This is a genomic window from Zavarzinella sp. (assembly GCA_041399155.1).
GTDB lineage: Bacteria > Planctomycetota > Planctomycetia > Gemmatales > Gemmataceae > JAWKTI01.
The window spans coordinates 2,253,715-2,269,687 of sequence record JAWKTI010000001.1 but is presented as its reverse complement, the minus strand read 5'-3'; the positions used below and the strand labels follow the sequence as shown (position 1 = coordinate 2,269,687).

14 protein-coding genes are annotated in these 15,973 nt (G+C 49.0%); 8 read left to right on the top strand and 6 right to left on the bottom strand.

Annotation, left to right across the window (positions count from 1 at the left end; all coding sequences use genetic code 11):
* The first annotated feature begins 85 nt into the window (after window positions 1–85).
* The 3 genes from R3B84_09355 (at window position 86) to R3B84_09345 (ending at window position 5,316) form a co-directional block, all read left to right on the top strand.
* On the top strand, window positions 86–1,432 hold the full coding sequence (locus R3B84_09355; GenBank protein MEZ6140764.1) for a DUF1501 domain-containing protein: 1,347 nt from the start codon (window positions 86–88) through the stop codon (window positions 1,430–1,432).
* Between the two features lie 201 nt (window positions 1,433–1,633).
* Window positions 1,634–4,675 (top strand): hypothetical protein, encoded by a 3,042-nt coding sequence (locus tag R3B84_09350; protein MEZ6140763.1) that lies wholly within the window; start codon window positions 1,634–1,636, stop codon window positions 4,673–4,675.
* 182 nt (window positions 4,676–4,857) lie between these two features.
* Window positions 4,858–5,316: a hypothetical protein gene (locus R3B84_09345; protein MEZ6140762.1), complete on the top strand. Its 459-nt coding sequence runs from the start codon at window positions 4,858–4,860 to the stop codon at window positions 5,314–5,316.
* A 239-nt stretch (window positions 5,317–5,555) separates the two neighbouring features.
* Here the strand turns inward: R3B84_09345 and R3B84_09340 are convergent, their stop codons facing one another.
* Window positions 5,556–5,792, bottom strand: a complete 237-nt coding sequence (locus R3B84_09340; protein MEZ6140761.1) for a hypothetical protein — start codon at window positions 5,790–5,792, stop codon at window positions 5,556–5,558.
* A 37-nt stretch (window positions 5,793–5,829) separates the two neighbouring features.
* On the opposite strand from R3B84_09340, the gene R3B84_09335 reads away from it, so the two are divergent.
* Complete coding sequence (locus tag R3B84_09335; GenBank protein ID MEZ6140760.1) at window positions 5,830–6,924, top strand: DUF2891 domain-containing protein; 1,095 nt, start codon at window positions 5,830–5,832, stop codon at window positions 6,922–6,924.
* Between the two features lie 58 nt (window positions 6,925–6,982).
* Here the strand turns inward: R3B84_09335 and R3B84_09330 are convergent, their stop codons facing one another.
* Together R3B84_09330 and R3B84_09325 are read right to left on the bottom strand one after the other, a co-directional pair.
* Window positions 6,983–8,083 carry a hypothetical protein gene (locus R3B84_09330; protein ID MEZ6140759.1) on the bottom strand — a complete coding sequence of 367 codons (1,101 nt, stop codon included), beginning with the start codon at window positions 8,081–8,083 and terminating at the stop codon, window positions 6,983–6,985.
* 3 nt (window positions 8,084–8,086) lie between these two features.
* Window positions 8,087–9,895, bottom strand: coding sequence for an HSP90 family protein (locus R3B84_09325; GenBank protein ID MEZ6140758.1), 1,809 nt, complete (start codon window positions 9,893–9,895; stop codon window positions 8,087–8,089).
* A gap of 110 nt (window positions 9,896–10,005) precedes the next feature.
* Between R3B84_09325 and R3B84_09320 the strand changes: the two genes are divergently transcribed.
* From R3B84_09320 to R3B84_09310, 3 genes are all read left to right on the top strand, one after another.
* Window positions 10,006–10,716, top strand: coding sequence for a DUF1028 domain-containing protein (locus R3B84_09320; protein MEZ6140757.1), 711 nt, complete (start codon window positions 10,006–10,008; stop codon window positions 10,714–10,716).
* A 36-nt stretch (window positions 10,717–10,752) separates the two neighbouring features.
* Window positions 10,753–11,115 carry a hypothetical protein gene (locus R3B84_09315; protein ID MEZ6140756.1) on the top strand — a complete coding sequence of 121 codons (363 nt, stop codon included), beginning with the start codon at window positions 10,753–10,755 and terminating at the stop codon, window positions 11,113–11,115.
* A 72-nt stretch (window positions 11,116–11,187) separates the two neighbouring features.
* Window positions 11,188–11,667 carry a hypothetical protein gene (locus R3B84_09310; protein ID MEZ6140755.1) on the top strand — a complete coding sequence of 160 codons (480 nt, stop codon included), beginning with the start codon at window positions 11,188–11,190 and terminating at the stop codon, window positions 11,665–11,667.
* Here R3B84_09310 and R3B84_09305 read toward each other — a convergent pair.
* Window positions 11,664–12,809, bottom strand: a complete 1,146-nt coding sequence (locus R3B84_09305) for an alanine--glyoxylate aminotransferase family protein (protein MEZ6140754.1) — start codon at window positions 12,807–12,809, stop codon at window positions 11,664–11,666. The genes R3B84_09310 and R3B84_09305 overlap by 4 nt on opposite strands.
* 106 nt (window positions 12,810–12,915) lie before the next feature.
* Window positions 12,916–13,668, bottom strand: coding sequence for a hypothetical protein (locus R3B84_09300; protein MEZ6140753.1), 753 nt, complete (start codon window positions 13,666–13,668; stop codon window positions 12,916–12,918).
* A 125-nt stretch (window positions 13,669–13,793) separates the two neighbouring features.
* On the opposite strand from R3B84_09300, the gene R3B84_09295 reads away from it, so the two are divergent.
* Window positions 13,794–14,798, top strand: a complete 1,005-nt coding sequence (locus tag R3B84_09295) for a malate dehydrogenase (GenBank protein MEZ6140752.1) — start codon at window positions 13,794–13,796, stop codon at window positions 14,796–14,798.
* Between the two features lie 58 nt (window positions 14,799–14,856).
* On the opposite strand, the gene R3B84_09290 is transcribed toward R3B84_09295, so the two are convergent.
* Window positions 14,857–15,894 carry a GTP-binding protein gene (locus R3B84_09290; GenBank protein MEZ6140751.1) on the bottom strand — a complete coding sequence of 346 codons (1,038 nt, stop codon included), beginning with the start codon at window positions 15,892–15,894 and terminating at the stop codon, window positions 14,857–14,859.
* Window positions 15,895–15,973: the final 79 nt, after the last annotated feature.

Sequence of the window (15,973 nt, the reverse complement as noted above, 5' to 3'; positions counted from 1 at the left end):
TTGTTCTGGCTGCAAACTTAGGTTAGGATAACTATACTCTCCCGCCCGTACATTACTGCTGAAACTGTCTGAACCAGGAGCGAACATGCCGAAGCCAATTTCCACTGGCTGCAATGATTTTCGACAAAAGCACTTTCAACGTCGGGAAATTCTGAAAGTTGGAGCACTCGGACTTGGTGGGCTGACGCTGCCGAATCTGTTACGTGCGGAAGCCGAATCCGGTGTCAGTAAATCTCATAAAGCGGTGATCATGATTTACATGGTGGGGGCACCACCGCATCAGGATATGTACGACCTGAAGATGGATGCACCTGCAGAAATCCGTGGAGAGTTCAAACCAGTAAACACGCCAGTTTCCGGCATTCAGGTGTGCGAATATTTACCAAAAATCGCTTCGATTATGGATAAATGTATCCCAATTCGTTCGGTTTATGGGTCGCCCAACGGCTCTCATGATTCTTTCATATGTTACACAGGCCGTTCGTTTACCAAGCAACCTCCTGGGGGCTGGCCTTCGATCGGTTCCACGATTTCCAAGGTGCTTGGGCCGGTGAATGGGGATGTTTCGCCGTTTTTTGGTTTGGCACCCAATGCCGGGCACCCGCCATATGGTTCGCCTGGCCATCCGGGCTTTCTGGGTGTGGCCCATGCTGCTTTCAGGCCCTCTGGCCCCGTGCGGAACGATATGGAATTAACCGAACTGAACGCTGCCCAGCTTGGTAACCGGAAACAGTTGCTGTCTCAGTTCGATACGATGCGACGAAACCTGGACAATTCGGGTACGTTGGATGGTATGGATGCTCTGCACCAACAGGCGATGGACATTCTGACTTCCAGCAAAATGGCAGATGCGTTGGATATTTCGAAAGAATCTCCCATGGTGCGGGAATTGTACGGCAAAGGGGACGCAAAAAACTTTGGCGATGGTGCCCCTCGGAACCTGGAGCATTTTTTGATGGCTCGCCGACTTGTAGAAGCGGGAGCACGCGTCGTCACTCTGAACTTTGGTCGTTGGGATTTCCACTCCGATAACTTCAAAGGCTGCAAAAACACCCACTTCCCGTATTTCGATCAAGGGATCCATGCTTTAATTACCGATCTGCACCAGCGAGGACTGGATAAAGACGTTGCGGTGGTGGCCTGGGGCGAGTTTGGTCGTACCCCACGTATTAATAAGGATGCTGGCCGCGACCACTGGCCACAGGTTGGTGGTGCCCTGATTGCAGGTGGGGGCTTCAAAACGGGTCAGGTCATTGGTTCTACTGATCGCGACGGTGCGGCAATTCGCACTAGACCGGTCCATTTTGGGGAAGTTCACGCCACGTTATACCACCACTTTGGGATTGATCCCCGCAAAGTAACCATTAACGATTACACTGGTCGTCCTCAGTATCTCGTTGATGATTGGCAACCACTGAAAGAAATTCTTTAATGAATTCTCATTAATATTTTCATTTGCGGTACTTATCTAGCTGCTCTATTTTTCCCACTTTATTCAATTTCTTTGCCAGAAAACTGTACTAGGCAATTTTCTGATATATCAGGTAAACTATTGCCACTTGTTTGAATAAGTGCCACCAACTGCCCACGTTTGGTGCGTAATTGACTGGAACTGGCCAAGGAGTCGGCCCTGATGAATGAACGACAAAAATCTGTGCCCGACACCCCTGGGTACATGCCCACCTTCTGCCTGCACTTCGTTTTGCCCACGGTGCTGCTGTTTGTTGTCGCACTGGTAACCGGAAATTTCGGTGGAGAATACGGCATTCCGTATCTCGTGTGGCACGATGATGTGACCAAACAGTTCTGGGTGGGTTTCGGGCTGGCCATTCTTGTCTGGCAGTGTCTGCTAGTCGGTTTTCTGCTGTGGGCGAAAAAAGCTGGTCGACCGGAACGGTTTCGACAGAATCCCGCACTGGTCGATTGGATTTCCCCCAAACGCTTTGCAAGCTACAGTGGCTGGATTCTGGGTCAGTTTCTGGCGATAGGCATTATCGTGGGCCTGTTAGTGCTGTTGGTGCAGGTGATTGATGCAGTCTCCCATGGCGATCAGCCAAACCTTGCGGTCGCACCGATAGAAGATGCCAATTCCGTCCTGCCACCGCCGTTGAACTATACCTGGTGGCTGCCATTAGGTGCCTTAATGGCGACGGCTTTCATTTTTCTTGGCGGGTTTATCACAAAATTAATCGTCTTGTGGCGGGCACATTCGAACCACCAGACATTTCTGGATCGTGCCATTCAGTGGGTGCGTAATGCAGCAACCTATCCCACCACAGCACCACGCGAATTGAAGGGCAGTCTGATCAATGCACTCTGGCAGGCGGGCAGCCAGGAAGAATTACGTGGCAAAATCTGGGCAGGGATTCTGGGGCATATGGTCTTTCTTGGCTTAGGTGTGGTGTTTATTGCAATATGGGAATTAACCAATTTGTCATTTTCAGCCTCATTAGTCGCTGGCATTGTGGGTGTTTCGCTGCTGACACGGGCACGCTGGTTGTCCCACCCCAGAGTGTTTCAAATTTTCCTTTTCCTACTTGCGTGCCTGACCTATTTTGTGCTGAATTGGTTAGGAACGCGTCCGTGGTGTGGCTGGCCGGTTTCTTTTGTGTTGCTGATTAGCTGTCTGATCTGCCTGCCGATCGGGATTCGTTATGCCTTTCCAGGCCCCACTGCGGCGTGGTTGAATGTTCTGAGCAACCGGCTGATTGCAAAAGAGTTGCGGGATCGCTATCCCTTTCACGTGGTCACGGTAATCCTCTTCCTGTTTGGCGGTCTGGTCCTGTTTGGTTTTCCGTCCTGGTTCGAATCGGTCCGCTCGCCAGTGATCCTGGTGACATTTTTAATCTTTATGGGGGTGGCGTTATATGCGGTGTTTGCCTACCTCATTGACGATGCCCTGCCGTTTGTGGTGCCTGCAATGGCAATCTGCATCATTTTGTCTGGCTTGCCGCAGTACAAAATGAAGTTACCCGGACTGGCTTATGAAGGTGTGGATGCCAAAGGACGCAACCACCTGCTCGACCTGGAAGCAGTCACTTGGGAAGATCTTCAGCGACAACAGAAATTTGACGAAGCGGTCAATAAAGATTTGCAGAATCCAGCAGTCTTTGTGGGCTTGAATGATTCTGGACCTGTCCGAGAAGTGGATCGATTGTGGGCAACAATCGAAAATGAAAATCGGATTCTGCCTGGAAAAGATTTGCGACCGTATAAACGGGCAACCAGTCTGGAAACACAACAATTAATGATGTTAAACCAGATTCCGTTTAAGGAAGTTGGCCCCACGTTGAAGGAATTGCAGGCACCTGCCAGCACCAAACCAGAGAAAAAGCCAATGGTGATTGTGGTCGCCAGCGGTGGGGGAGTACGATCTGCCGCCTGGACCTTTCTGGTACTTGGCGAACTGGAACGCCGCTTTGCTGCAGAAGGCATTCCTTTTCCTTACCACATCCGGATGATCACGGGAGCGTCTGGTGGTATGTTTGGTGGTGCCTATTACGTGCGAAGCCTGAAAAACCCCAAAGAGATGGATTGGGGGTCAGATCGCACAGCGGAAATGGTGAATCGATACGAACTGCTGACACAGGACTGGCTGACACCGATCGTCGAACGGATGATTACCAACGATATCCCCAGCTTCTTTTCGCCGTTTGCTACCCCCACTGATCGTGGGATTGCACTGGAGGAAGAATGGTCCAAAAAGCTGTTTGTTGAAAAAAATGGCGTACGCACGGGCGAACTGGACATGACCTTTTCCCAGTTAGCACAACAGGAAAGGGAAGGTTGGTGTCCATCATTGGTCTTTTCACCCATGATGGTCGAAGGTGGGCGTCGCCTGATTATCAGTAACATGGATATGCGCTATCCCGCCAGTAACGACGGCCATTTACTGGATTCGATTGAGCGTCCCGCGGCACTGGTTGATCAGAATCGTAACTTTTCGCACGAAGCATTTGAGTTATTTCGAATGTTCCCGCACGCCCAGGAACGATTTTCCATCGCCACCGCAGTGCGCTTAAGTGCCAGCTTCCCCTATTTCAGTCCTGCTGTTTCGTTGCCCACTATCCCCCGTAGAAGAGTAGTGGATGCGGGCTATTACGACAATTACGGTGTCAGTCTGGCAGCATCGTACCTCTTCAGCAAGAAAAACATGCAGTGGTTTGATGAAAATGTCTCAAAAATTGTGGTTCTTCAGATCCGCGATGGCCAGAGTGACGATGAGCGTCGACTTCACGCAGTACCTGATGGTTTGACGCGACAAAAAGGCCTCGGAAATCTCCTGTCTCGATCTCTGGAGGAGTTAACTTCGCCAATTGAAGGGTTAAATACCGGTCGGGTGGGCACCTGTTCTTTCCGAAATGATGGTTTGCTGGAACTGCTGAGTACATTTTTCGAAAAACAGAAGAATGAGCCACCTTCAGGAAAATTGGCCCACAAACATCGGTACTTTACGGTGGTCAATTTTGAATTCCCTGGCCGCGCTGCACTTTCCTGGTACCTTTCAAAAGGTGAAAAAGAACAGATTCGCCAGAGTTTTAGTTCCTCGTACCAAAGTGCCGATTTGAATGGCAGGATCGATGCACTCATGGAGTGGTGGAAAGCTCCTACATTTGAGGAAATGGAGATCCAGAAGAACAAACAATTACCAGGTGTAACTCTTCAACGTCCCTGATAACAAATTAGCCAGCGATTCCTGCAATCGCACCAAGAAATAGCTGTGCAGCAGTGCCAAAACCTGGGCTTGGCAACATTGTATCTGGTGGCTTAGGATATATGGCTGGATCCAACATCACTCGAGCATTATATGACTGGACAATTTCTCGTTGGGATGGAAAATAGAAAGGGAATAATAATATGACTCTACCATCAATTATAAGTGTACGCGATGAATTTGCGACTTTCATTGGCCCTTTGGGTCCTCTGTTGGATCCATATGACAAAGTGAGATTTTTTTGCAAATATGTTACCACACTCTTGCGAACATATCGTGATGATTACTTTGATCTTTATCATCTTCAACTCCCTTGGAAAACTGTTAGTGATACTCAGTCAGAGTATTATCTAGAAGTACTTGACTACTTTCATATGTCTTTGCGGGCGAATCATCCTGAACAATATCTGCATTATTTGTCACTAAATCCAGATCATATAATTCACTCTAGGATCAACAATATTGAAGACTATTATCAACAAATTCAAGTTAAAGGTATTTGGACCTTTGTGCGCAATGTAGGTCCAGAGTTTATGTTAACACCCAGTCAATTTAAGCAATTATTTTCCAATATTGACGCTGAGGGATGGTGGATCCAATAGTTTTGTGCTGCCATCTTGACTATTCTATACCATCTGCGACAAGGGTTTATGTGGTAGTAGTTTTGGTAAATTTTCATTTCGTCTTTTGGTTTACTGATGTGGAACGCACGTGTAAGGAGTTGACCAGTATTCTATCCCGCCATAATCAGTGGCGCTACACCGGGCCTTGCTTGCAAATTGCCTCATATCCCGAAGCGTGAGCAAGGGTATCACTGCCCAAACCCTTGCTACTCTTCGGGCTATGAAGAGAAAACGAATGAAACTGCTCCCTGACCCAAAACGATCGCCTGCGGATTGTTCGCTACGAAGAGAACCTTGGTTTCCCAAAGGCGATTAATCAGGAGTTGGATTTTTAATTGCTGGTCGCAAAGGATGTCTGTATCCACCATATTGGCAATCGCAAGTTCCAGGGGTTGGGGGTTGGACACGCCCGCACTGCTGGTGGTAAATTGTTGGGCTTTTTCGGGTTTCAGCATAACTTAGTTACTGAAAACCGCTTCGACATCAAACATCATGAACCGTCTATTTTTTACAGTTCTGTTGGCCGCATTAACAACCTCAGTGGGTGCGGGACAGGCACCCAAAACTACCATGAAAGCGATCGATTCTCGCACCATTAATCAGTGGGCTGGCATTGCCCTGAAAGGGATTCAGCAGGAATACCCCAATAAACCCGGGCATGTTCTGAATGGGCCCGAGGACGCCAAAACCCCACGTGGGCTGCACCCCGCCTTTTATGGGTGCTACGATTGGCACTCTGCGGTGCACAGTCACTGGATGCTGGTTAAATTGTTAAAGTCCTCTCACTCATTAGAGAAATCCGCTGAAATTCGAAAAGTAATTTCCAGCCATCTCAGCAAGCAGAATATTGCGATGGAGGCAAAATACTTTGTAGATCACCCCACGTTCGAACGCACTTATGGCTGGGCATGGCTGTTGAAATTAGCTGAAGAACTCTCCACGTGGGATGATCCCGACGCGAAAGGATGGCTAGCCAATCTGAAGCCACTGGTGGATGTGATCATTGCAGGTTATACCAAATTCCTGCCAAAACAAACTTATCCCATCCGCACAGGGGTGCATCCTAATACTGCATTTGGACTGGTGTTTGCTTACGATTATGCGAAAACCACCAACAATAAGGTATTACTTGATCTGATAGCAATGCGATCGTCTGATTATTTTGGCGAGGATGTTGACGCACCGATAGCGTGGGAACCCGGTGGGAATGATTTTTTCTCCGCCACGTTAATGGAAGCCAGCCTGATGGCACGCGTTCTGGATCAAAAGGCGTTTGTGAAATGGTTTGACCAGTTTCTGCCCAAGTGGGATCGACCGGAATATGCACGGTGGCTGAAGCCAGCAGTGGTTTCAGATCGAAATGATTTGCAGATTGTGCACCTGGATGGGCTGAATCTCAGTCGGGCGTGGTGCATGAAGGAAATTCTCGCTGCACTCCCAGGCGACCACCCTGCCGTAAAGTCACTAACCCTTGCTGCAAAAGAACATACGGCAGATGCTCTGCCCCACGTGACCAGTGGGGATTATGCTGGAGAACATTGGCTGGCATCGTTTGCGGTCTATCTGGTGTCCCAGCCAGAAAAGTAGAACGAAATGGCTATATTTGCACTTCGCTATATTTTCAAGTTGTTATATAATTTGCGTGTTACTTCGGTTGATACTTCTTCAGGTATTCCTGGTGCTGCTTAATGACATTAAAGAAGTGCCGTGTGCCGTTCCGTGCATCAAACTCTTTTGCATATGTACCAGATTCGCTTTGTAACCAGCGGGTGAAAGTACTCGTCGAATATTCCCCACCTGATTCAAAAATTGGCAATTCTTCTGGTAAGGTCAGAGTCACCTTAGACAGTCCAGCTTGCTGCAAACAAGAACCGAGAATGCTCGATTTCATGTAGTAAATCAGGCGATTGAACGGTTTCACAGAACTGAGTGCATCGGGTAGCACGTGGCAGAATAGTCCCTGTGCCTGTTTGAACTGACTGGTCAGTGCCAGATAAGCAACATGGTTTCCCATCCGCCCCACATGGCGTGGGTCTTTGAGATTCATTTCCACGCCCAGGCGTTGAAGTTGTTCGGCATCGTCCAATTCACCTGCCGCCCACATGGGCAGCAGCAATCGACTGCAGGCAGCACCAATTTCATGTTCGCCCCCACGCCGTCTTTTGATCAGTGGGTCTGCGAGCTTGCGGGCTTTTTCGATTTCGCCACAGCCCACCAGAAAGCTGACCTGGAATGCTAATTCGGAATCGCGATCATCTGCCAGTTCATCGCGATAGGAAGTTTCCCACCGTTCGAACGCTTCGACTGCAGCGCCAATATCTCCCAGCAGTGGGTAAACATTCATTTCCAGCATGTAACAGGGGCGTAACGATGCTCCCACCCGTTCGTAGCGTTCTTTCATGTCCTGTATCAGATCGGTAATCTGTTTTTTGGTGACATTCAGAAAGCCAGATAGTTCATCAATGACCCATCGATAGGCCCACATGATGTTGAAGTTGGGATATTCTTCCGGATCTTCATCGTAGCGATTCAGGCACCATGCAAAGGCTACCGCAAGGACATCCCCACGTCCAGCGATGATCGATTCGTTCATCATTTGCTGGCGAATTTGAAATGCTTCAAAGTCTTCAGCCAGTTCATCAGCCAGGTTCGCCGCTTCCTGAAGGATTGGCAGTCGTTTGCCACCCGGGGGATGATTTTCGAGGCTATCCAACAGGTCATCCAGTAATCTTCTCGATTTCGACATGATTTACTCCGCACTGATGGAACTTTCGATCAGTCCAATCATACTATCGTTTAATAGTTGGATTTCCGCACCCGCGAGTGGGTGGTGCCCAAGTAACAGCGACTGTACATAAAGCATTTTAATCGCATTTGCAGTCGAAGTACTATTTTTATTTTCAATCAGCCTTTGGATCAGTTTATTACTGTAGTTAAAACAAAGGTGGGCTTCCGGAACACGTGCCGAACCACTGGCACTCAATTGACCCAGGACGCCTTGCCACAAGGGGTTTGCCATTTCGGCGGTCTGGTCCAGTGATCGGAAAAATCGACCTTCTTTGCTGGTGATGTACATGCACGGGACATCGGCTGGCTGGAATTTTCGAAAATCACTGATGCAACGAAATGGCCGAAGGAGTTTATCTGCAAGCATTTGAAAAGCATCAACGGCAGATTGTTCATCTTCATTCAGATCATCAAACTGGTTGACCACTTCCTGTGGCTCAAGTGCCACAATTCGCACTTGTGGGTCGATGCGGGAATATTTCATCAGCAATTCCGCATCGTAAGTAAAGCCCGCATTCACCACCCAGATTCCTTCCGCATTGTAAAACGGTGCCACCTGGCGGAAGGTATCATCACTGGTCATAAAGCGAATGTGATCGTTTTGCTGGCGATAATCGCCAAATGAAACCCGACCCATGTTGGTTTCAAAAGGAAGGTAATTGATGATGACTTCGTAAAATTCGTCATCGTCCACGGCAAGGGCTTTCAGCGCTCGCTGATGCAGGGCCACGAATTTTTCCAGTTTTTCCGGTCGATGTTCTGCCATCGTTACCAGATAATTCCGCAGTGCTGCCGCTATTTCTGTGCGTGCCTTCTGCAGTTTTTTATCTTCGTAAAATGATTCCCGCGATGCAGTGGGGCGGAGGTCATCCGCATTGACGATTGCGCGAATGAAAAATGCCCAGTCTGGCAGCAGATTTTCAATGGCATCAGACAGAAACATATTTTTCAAATACACCCGGTGCTGCTTCTTGGCTGCAATCGCGGGTGCATGAGCCAGAATATAGGCGACACCATCGACTTTCCCCGACTTGGTGCTGATCGGGATCGCATCGAAAAAGCGGGTATCAAACACCTCTTCGCCGAACTTCAACAGAGCTTTCGTCTGTTCCTGTTCTGTCGCAAATTTTCGCCGCCATGGCACTGGTTCTGCGTTGATCTGCTCTTTTCGATTCCCCACGACCAGGTCAATCGGGTAGGGCAGCAAGCCACCATAGTGCCGGCAAAGCTGCATTACTTTTTCAGGTTGAAAATAGGCCTCCATCCCTTCTTTGGCAGTCAGCCACACCTGCGTACCCACGGCCAGGTCGTGATCCAGTTCTTTTAACTGGTATGTGCCATCCGCAAGTGCCCGCCATTCAACGGGTTGCGTCTGTTCTGACTTCAAAGATTTGGAAATCACCACAATCTCTTCTCTGACCACAAAGCAGGAAAGAATTCCAATGCCAAACTGGCCAATAAAGCCCCCCGTGCGGGTGCCATCCAGCTTCCGTTTTGAACTGTGGCCGATGGTGGCCAGAAACTGATGCACTTCATCCGGTGTCAGCCCCAGACCATTATCGATGATGACGATACTGGGCGGCTTTCCTTTGGGCTGGTGGATTTCCAGTTGAATCTCGCCATCGTAGTCCGGCTCGACCTGTCGGCGGGCTGTAATGGCATCGACAGCGTTTTGTAACAATTCGCGTACATAGACATCCGGCCCACTGTAGAGGTGCTCGGAAAGCAAATCGATGATTCCACGCAAATTAATTTGAAATTTGTGATCCATCAGCACCCACCTGAAGCCAAAATACTATCTCATTCTATGTTGTACCAGCACGCACCATCAGGTAACAATGTTGGTAGGAAGTTTCCAGAGAAAACAGAACAGGTGGGATAATGAGAATTTTTTCATGTTTGTTTGTGGCAGGCACCCTTTTCGCCCACGGTGGGGTGGCACAGGAAGTCTACAAGGAGCCCGCAAATACCTTTTCGATTGTTGCGTGGGACCCAGAAACCAAAGAATGGGGCGTTGCAGTTGCTTCCAAAGTGCTTGCCGTGGGAGCTGTTGTGCCATTTGCCAAAGCGGACGTGGGGGCGATTGCTACCCAAAGTTATGCGAATGTAACATTTGGTCCCAAAGGACTGGAAATGCTGGCTAAAGGGAAATCAGCCGAAGAGACGTTGAAGGCATTGTTGGCTGAAGATGAAGGCCGCGAAATCCGCCAGGTGGGGATTATCGATGCCAAAGGCAATGTGGCCAACTTTACCGGCAACAAATGCCTGGCTTGGGCAGGTGCGAAATCGGGCAAAAACTATACTTGTCAAGGAAATATTCTGGCAGGTGAAGAGGTTGTCAACAAAATGGCAACCGCTTTTGAAACCACCAAAGGTGCGTTTGCTTGGCGTTTGCTGGCAGCACTGGAAGCAGCGGAAGCAGCAGGTGGGGATAAACGTGGGAAACAATCAGCTGCAATTCTGGTTGTCAAAGATAAAGCTGGCTACGCAGGCTTCAACGATCGGTACATCGATCTGCGTGTGGATGATCATGAATCACCGGTGCAGGAATTAAGTCGAATTCTTGGCAAACGGATTCGCAAACCAAAATAAGCCATAATGATGTAGTTTGTTACCACAGGATTCCCCATGATCCGTTTTCAGTGCTGGTGCTGCCACCGCAATTTTCTGGTCAGTGAAGATCGCATCGGTGAAACGATTCGCTGTGGCTGCGAACATACCATTCGCGTTCCCAAGCGGAACAACGGCAATTCCAAGTGCTTCAACTTGCTTGATTTTGTCATCGAACGGGGAGTTTATGGCTTTGGCAGTGGGCTGCTGGTGTTTTTGATTGGGATGTTAGTTATCTCTAAAATCCCAGTCGGACCGAAGTTGACAAGATTCCTTATTTTAGGAGTTATCGTATTGCTTGCAGTCATTTTCGGTGCGGCATTCGGTGAACGCGGCATCAATTGGATTGGTGGCAAAATACGCAATTATGAAGATCGATAGCCTTTAGCAGCACGCTGAAGTAGATCCTTTCCGCCGTGTGTAGGGAATTGAACCTAACAGAGGGATAAGGTGGTGAACTACGAATATCTACATGAATTAGAGGAAGTAGAACTATGTGTATCAGATGCTCGGCCAATTTCCGAGCTTCTGCCGATTTTTAGAAAGCTGGGATTTACTTTTCACGATGACGTTGTCAGTCTTGATAGGCCGGTACGAGTGCTACCATGGCAACATTCGTCAGTTGTCGAAATAGAGATTCTTTTCAATGGAAAGGAGGTTTTTGGTTTTGACGAGGGAAAATGGGATACTATACGCCTTAAGTATTTGTTCGCAACTCTTCCGTATGAGTTAGCTGATATGTTTGTCGAGACTGCTATCGCTGTTGGGAAAGAACTTTGTCTTCCGTTAAGACATGCCGGTGTGACAATAGACGAAACTTCACTGCGTCAACGCTTTTCTATCATTCGGATGGAATTGTTTGATAATACAGGTGAAGAACCTGGCTCAGAGGGTTTAGCGATCCTGATTCAGAGTACATATCCAAGACGCTAAACAGTACTCGCGGCAAGCGATTGTTGAAAGGCGGCCAGTGAGGCCCCGGGCTGGCAAGGAAAGCCTTGTTCCAGCAAAATCAATTCCAGGGCGGATAAGGCTCCCAATACATCAAAGGCATCGGTGTAGCCCATGTGGGAGATCCGCCAGATCGTCCCTTTCATGTTGTCCTGACCATCAGCCAGTTTGTAGCCGTATTTTTTCTCGAGTTTTTTCAGCGTGCCACTGCCATCGATTCCTTCCGGTACTTTCACCACCGTTAGTGCGGTGTTCGGTCGTTGGGCAAAGTTTTCCAAACCCATTGCCGCAACCGCAGCCCGGGTGGCTAATGCCATTTTTTCATGGCGAGCCCACAGTTTTTCGATTCCTTCCTGTCGGATCATCTGCAAACTACGTCGCTGGGCTTTAATCAGGGTGTTCGCGGGGGTAAACGGTGTGTCGAAATCGGCCAGTTTTGCCCGATATCGCTTCAAATCAAAGTAGAATGTAGTTGATTCTTTGTTCTGCTCAATCACGTTCCAGGCTTTGGGACTGACCGACACATATGCCAGGCCAGGGGGCATCATTAAAGCTTTCTGAGAGCCACTGACACAGATATCAATTTTCCAGTCGTCTGTGCGGCATTCCATTGCACCCAGGCCACTGATGCCATCCACACAAAGCAATGCACTGGTGCCAGCCACCACCTTGCCATATCCTTCAACATCATGCCCCACGCCAGTCGAAGTTTCACTGAGCGTGGTGTAAACTGCCACCGTATCGGGATGGGTTTTCAGTGCTTCTGCAAGTCGTTCCGGTGAGATGGCCTCGCCATAAGCACCTTCTACCAACACCAGTTCTGCCCCAAATGCTTTCAAAATTCCTTTCCAACGCTCGCCCCAGCGACCTGCGGAGCACAAAATCGCTTTTTTTCCGCGTGACAGCACGTTACTAACGGCTGCTTCCATCCCACCCGTGCCTGAGGAAGTCAGAACGATGACATCGTTGGTGGTTTGGAAGACATACTTCAAATCTTCAATTACCGCAGCCAGGGCCTCTTTTTGCTCTGGTGTGCGGTGGTTGGTCACTGGTTTTGCCAGTTCGAGTAGTGTTTCTTCCGGTACTGGTGTCGGTCCGGGGGTAAATAGTCGAGCTTTTGCCATACGTTGGAGAGTCCTGCGCTAAAAATCATTGCCTATAGAAACCACTCATTGTAGGAGTTTTCCACTGGTTGAAAGGTGATGGAAGTGGCAGATTATGAAAGAGTTTTCATGTTTGTAGTGGGAGGCGGGTCTGCGAACCCATTACGACCAGCATTTTTTGTACAGCCAAAAAATAGTTCTCCTCAAAGGTGCCTGAAATCCGTTCCCAGTGGTGCGGAACGCCAAGTGCGGTCAATTTTTCGCAAAAACGAGTCGCACTCACTAGGTAGTACTCTTCTTCGGTGGTGCAGAACCAGATTTTCGGTAACCGGGCATGGACTCGAAATTGTACTGTCATGCTTGCTTGTCGCACTGCTTCCGGATTGGGGTAACGTTCATCCAGGGTGGTTTCCAGCCCATACCACAAATGAAGGTCTAATGCCGGGTTGATTGTATAGGTGTCGAACTGTCTGGTTGGCTGGGCATTGCTCAGCCGAATCGCTGCCTGACCACCGATTCCAACTCCCGACAGGATAAGTACTTGCGTTGATGAAGTAACAGAAGTTTGTAATTCTGAAAGAAACTCATTAATGAAATGGTCTTCGAGGGTTACCCCGCCTGAGGTTGTCAAATCGGGGATCCAGCAGGTATGGGCCAAATCTGGCACCACCCAACTGGTGCCTGCAGCCCACGTGGCAGGCCATTGAAGGCTGGTTGGCACCAGTTGCTCAATTGTGGGATCATCCAGAAAAACGATGGTACGCCCGTTCCCAGGGTAATTGAGCACGTCGCACGGTATCTGAGCAATCTGTTGCCGCTGCCACATGAAGGGACCTTTTTCGCTAGTTTGATTGCGGTAATCCGAACTTTTTCCGCTCATTCAGCAGAACAGCGTCTGTTCCCACCGCACATTTGCTCTTCAAATTGTATGATGACAAGTAATTGAATGAAAATGCAGTATGTATTTGGAAGGATCCTCCAACACTTATTTGAGGGTGCAGTAAGATGGCAAATGTGGTTCGTGTGGCAGTGACAGGTGCAGCTGGTCAAGTGGCTTATACCATGTTGCCACGATTGGCCTCGGGTGAAATTTTTGGACCGGATACCAAAGTAATTCTGCAGTTGCTGGAAATTCCTCGCTCAATCACCCCGAAGCCGATGGATATGTTGGAAGGGTGTGCGATGGAACTGGAAGATTGCGGCTTCCCCACCTTGAAGAGTGTAATTGTAACAGACGATGAAGCGGTCGCTTTCAAGGATTGTAACTACGCACTGCTGGTGGGCGCTGCCCCACGTGGGCCGGGCATGGAACGCAAAGATCTGCTGATGAAAAATGCCGAAATTTTCCAGAAGCAGGGCCGCAGTCTGGCAGCAAACGCCGCATCGGATGTGCGTATTCTGATTGTGGGCAACCCCTGCAATACTAACTGCCTCATCGCTTACCGCAACGGTAAGGAAATCCCCGCAAATCGGTGGGCAGCAATGACCCGCCTCGATCACAACCGTGCTGTGGGAGCATTAGCGATTAAAGCAGGTGTTGCAAATGAAGATGTTACCTGCATGACCATCTGGGGAAACCATTCGAATACCCAGTTTCCTGATTTTACCAATGCCAAAATTGGTGGGAAACCAGCCACTACGGTAATTCCCGATCGTGCGTGGTTTGAAGAAACGTTTGTGCCACAATGCCAGGAACGTGGCAAAGCAGTGATTGCCAAGCGGGGACTTTCCAGTGCATTTTCGGCAGCGAATGGTGCGCTCGACCATGTGAAGGCACTGCTGAAGCCCACCCCAGAAGGGGACTGGACGAGTGCAGCACTGGTTTCCAATGGCGAATATGGCATTCCGAAGGGGATTGTCTTTGGATATCCTGTGCGAAGTGATGGAAAGGGGAATCTGACGATTGTGCCCGACCTGCACCTGGACACTTATGGGCAGGAAAAGTTCCAGGCAACATTGAAAGAACTTCTGGAAGAACGTAGCGCCATCGCCGATATGCTGCCAGAGTGATTGTAGGTCTTCGGTTCCGCGAAAGTTTTAGCCTGTGGCTCGCCCAAGATAGTAGTTTTCAAACTTTACTCAGTAAGCACTTCAGAAATTGTTCTTCCACCCACTTGCAGTCGGGTGGGGCGCCTACAAGTAAAATTTCTAATCTGCTGTCGCTTCGGGGTGCTGCAGGGATGCTGATGAGCCTTTCCTGAGCAAATTGCAACTGGATCCAGCCATTTTCCAGATGAAAGTAACCTTTCAAGCGAATACCAGATGGAATCCCCAGGTGGTGCCGCACCAAAGATGTGACAAAATTCATTAGTTTTTCTTCACAAAATCGATCATGCACGGAAAAGATCCAGCCACACGAATGCCCACCTGGCGTGCGGGCTGTTTTGCGAATCGGGAAACCGGGACTTGGGGTGGAAATCAGCAAGGGCTGTTTCGTTGCAGGGGCCGATTCCTGGCTGGCCTGTGTATTTTCTGAGAGAATTCCCCCCATGTTTCGGTGGGGGATATTCAGAATATATGCATCGATCTGACCATGTTGTACCACCACCGTCTGTATTGGTGGCTGGGGTAGCTGCGATGCCCATGTGCGAAAATCTTGCGCCACATTCGCAGCCACCTCATCGGCACGGTTAAGCACCAGCACATCGGCAATGGCAATTGCTTCCTGAAAGAGTGGAGTTGAGCGCATTTCGGCGTTCAGCCAGTCGTGGGGCGAGATAATTCCCACAACTGCTTGCAGATTCAGGCGATCCAGAAATACAGGTTTGGCTAATTCCTTCAGCAATTGGGCAGGATGAACGATACCCGAGGTTTCAATGATCAGTCGATCAAAGCGTTGTTTTTCCAATAGTTGAACCAACGCAAATTGAAAATAGACCGCTGAAGTGCAACAGACACAACCACCTGTGATTTCCCGCACCTCGATCTGTTCGCCGGCACTCTCCAGGATGGCACCATCAATGCCAATATCACCATATTCATTAACAATCACTGCCCACTGTTCGTTTTCAGGCCGTTGGGCCATCAGTTGCAAAATGGTGGTGGTTTTTCCGACACCCAAAAAGCCAGTAATCAGATTGGTCGCAATTCGCTTAGGTGGGAACATCGTTATTTTCTTCCAGGCAATTTCGATCAGATCATTTTACGTGCATGGTGCAGGTAATCGCCCACAATAGTTGTTCGTT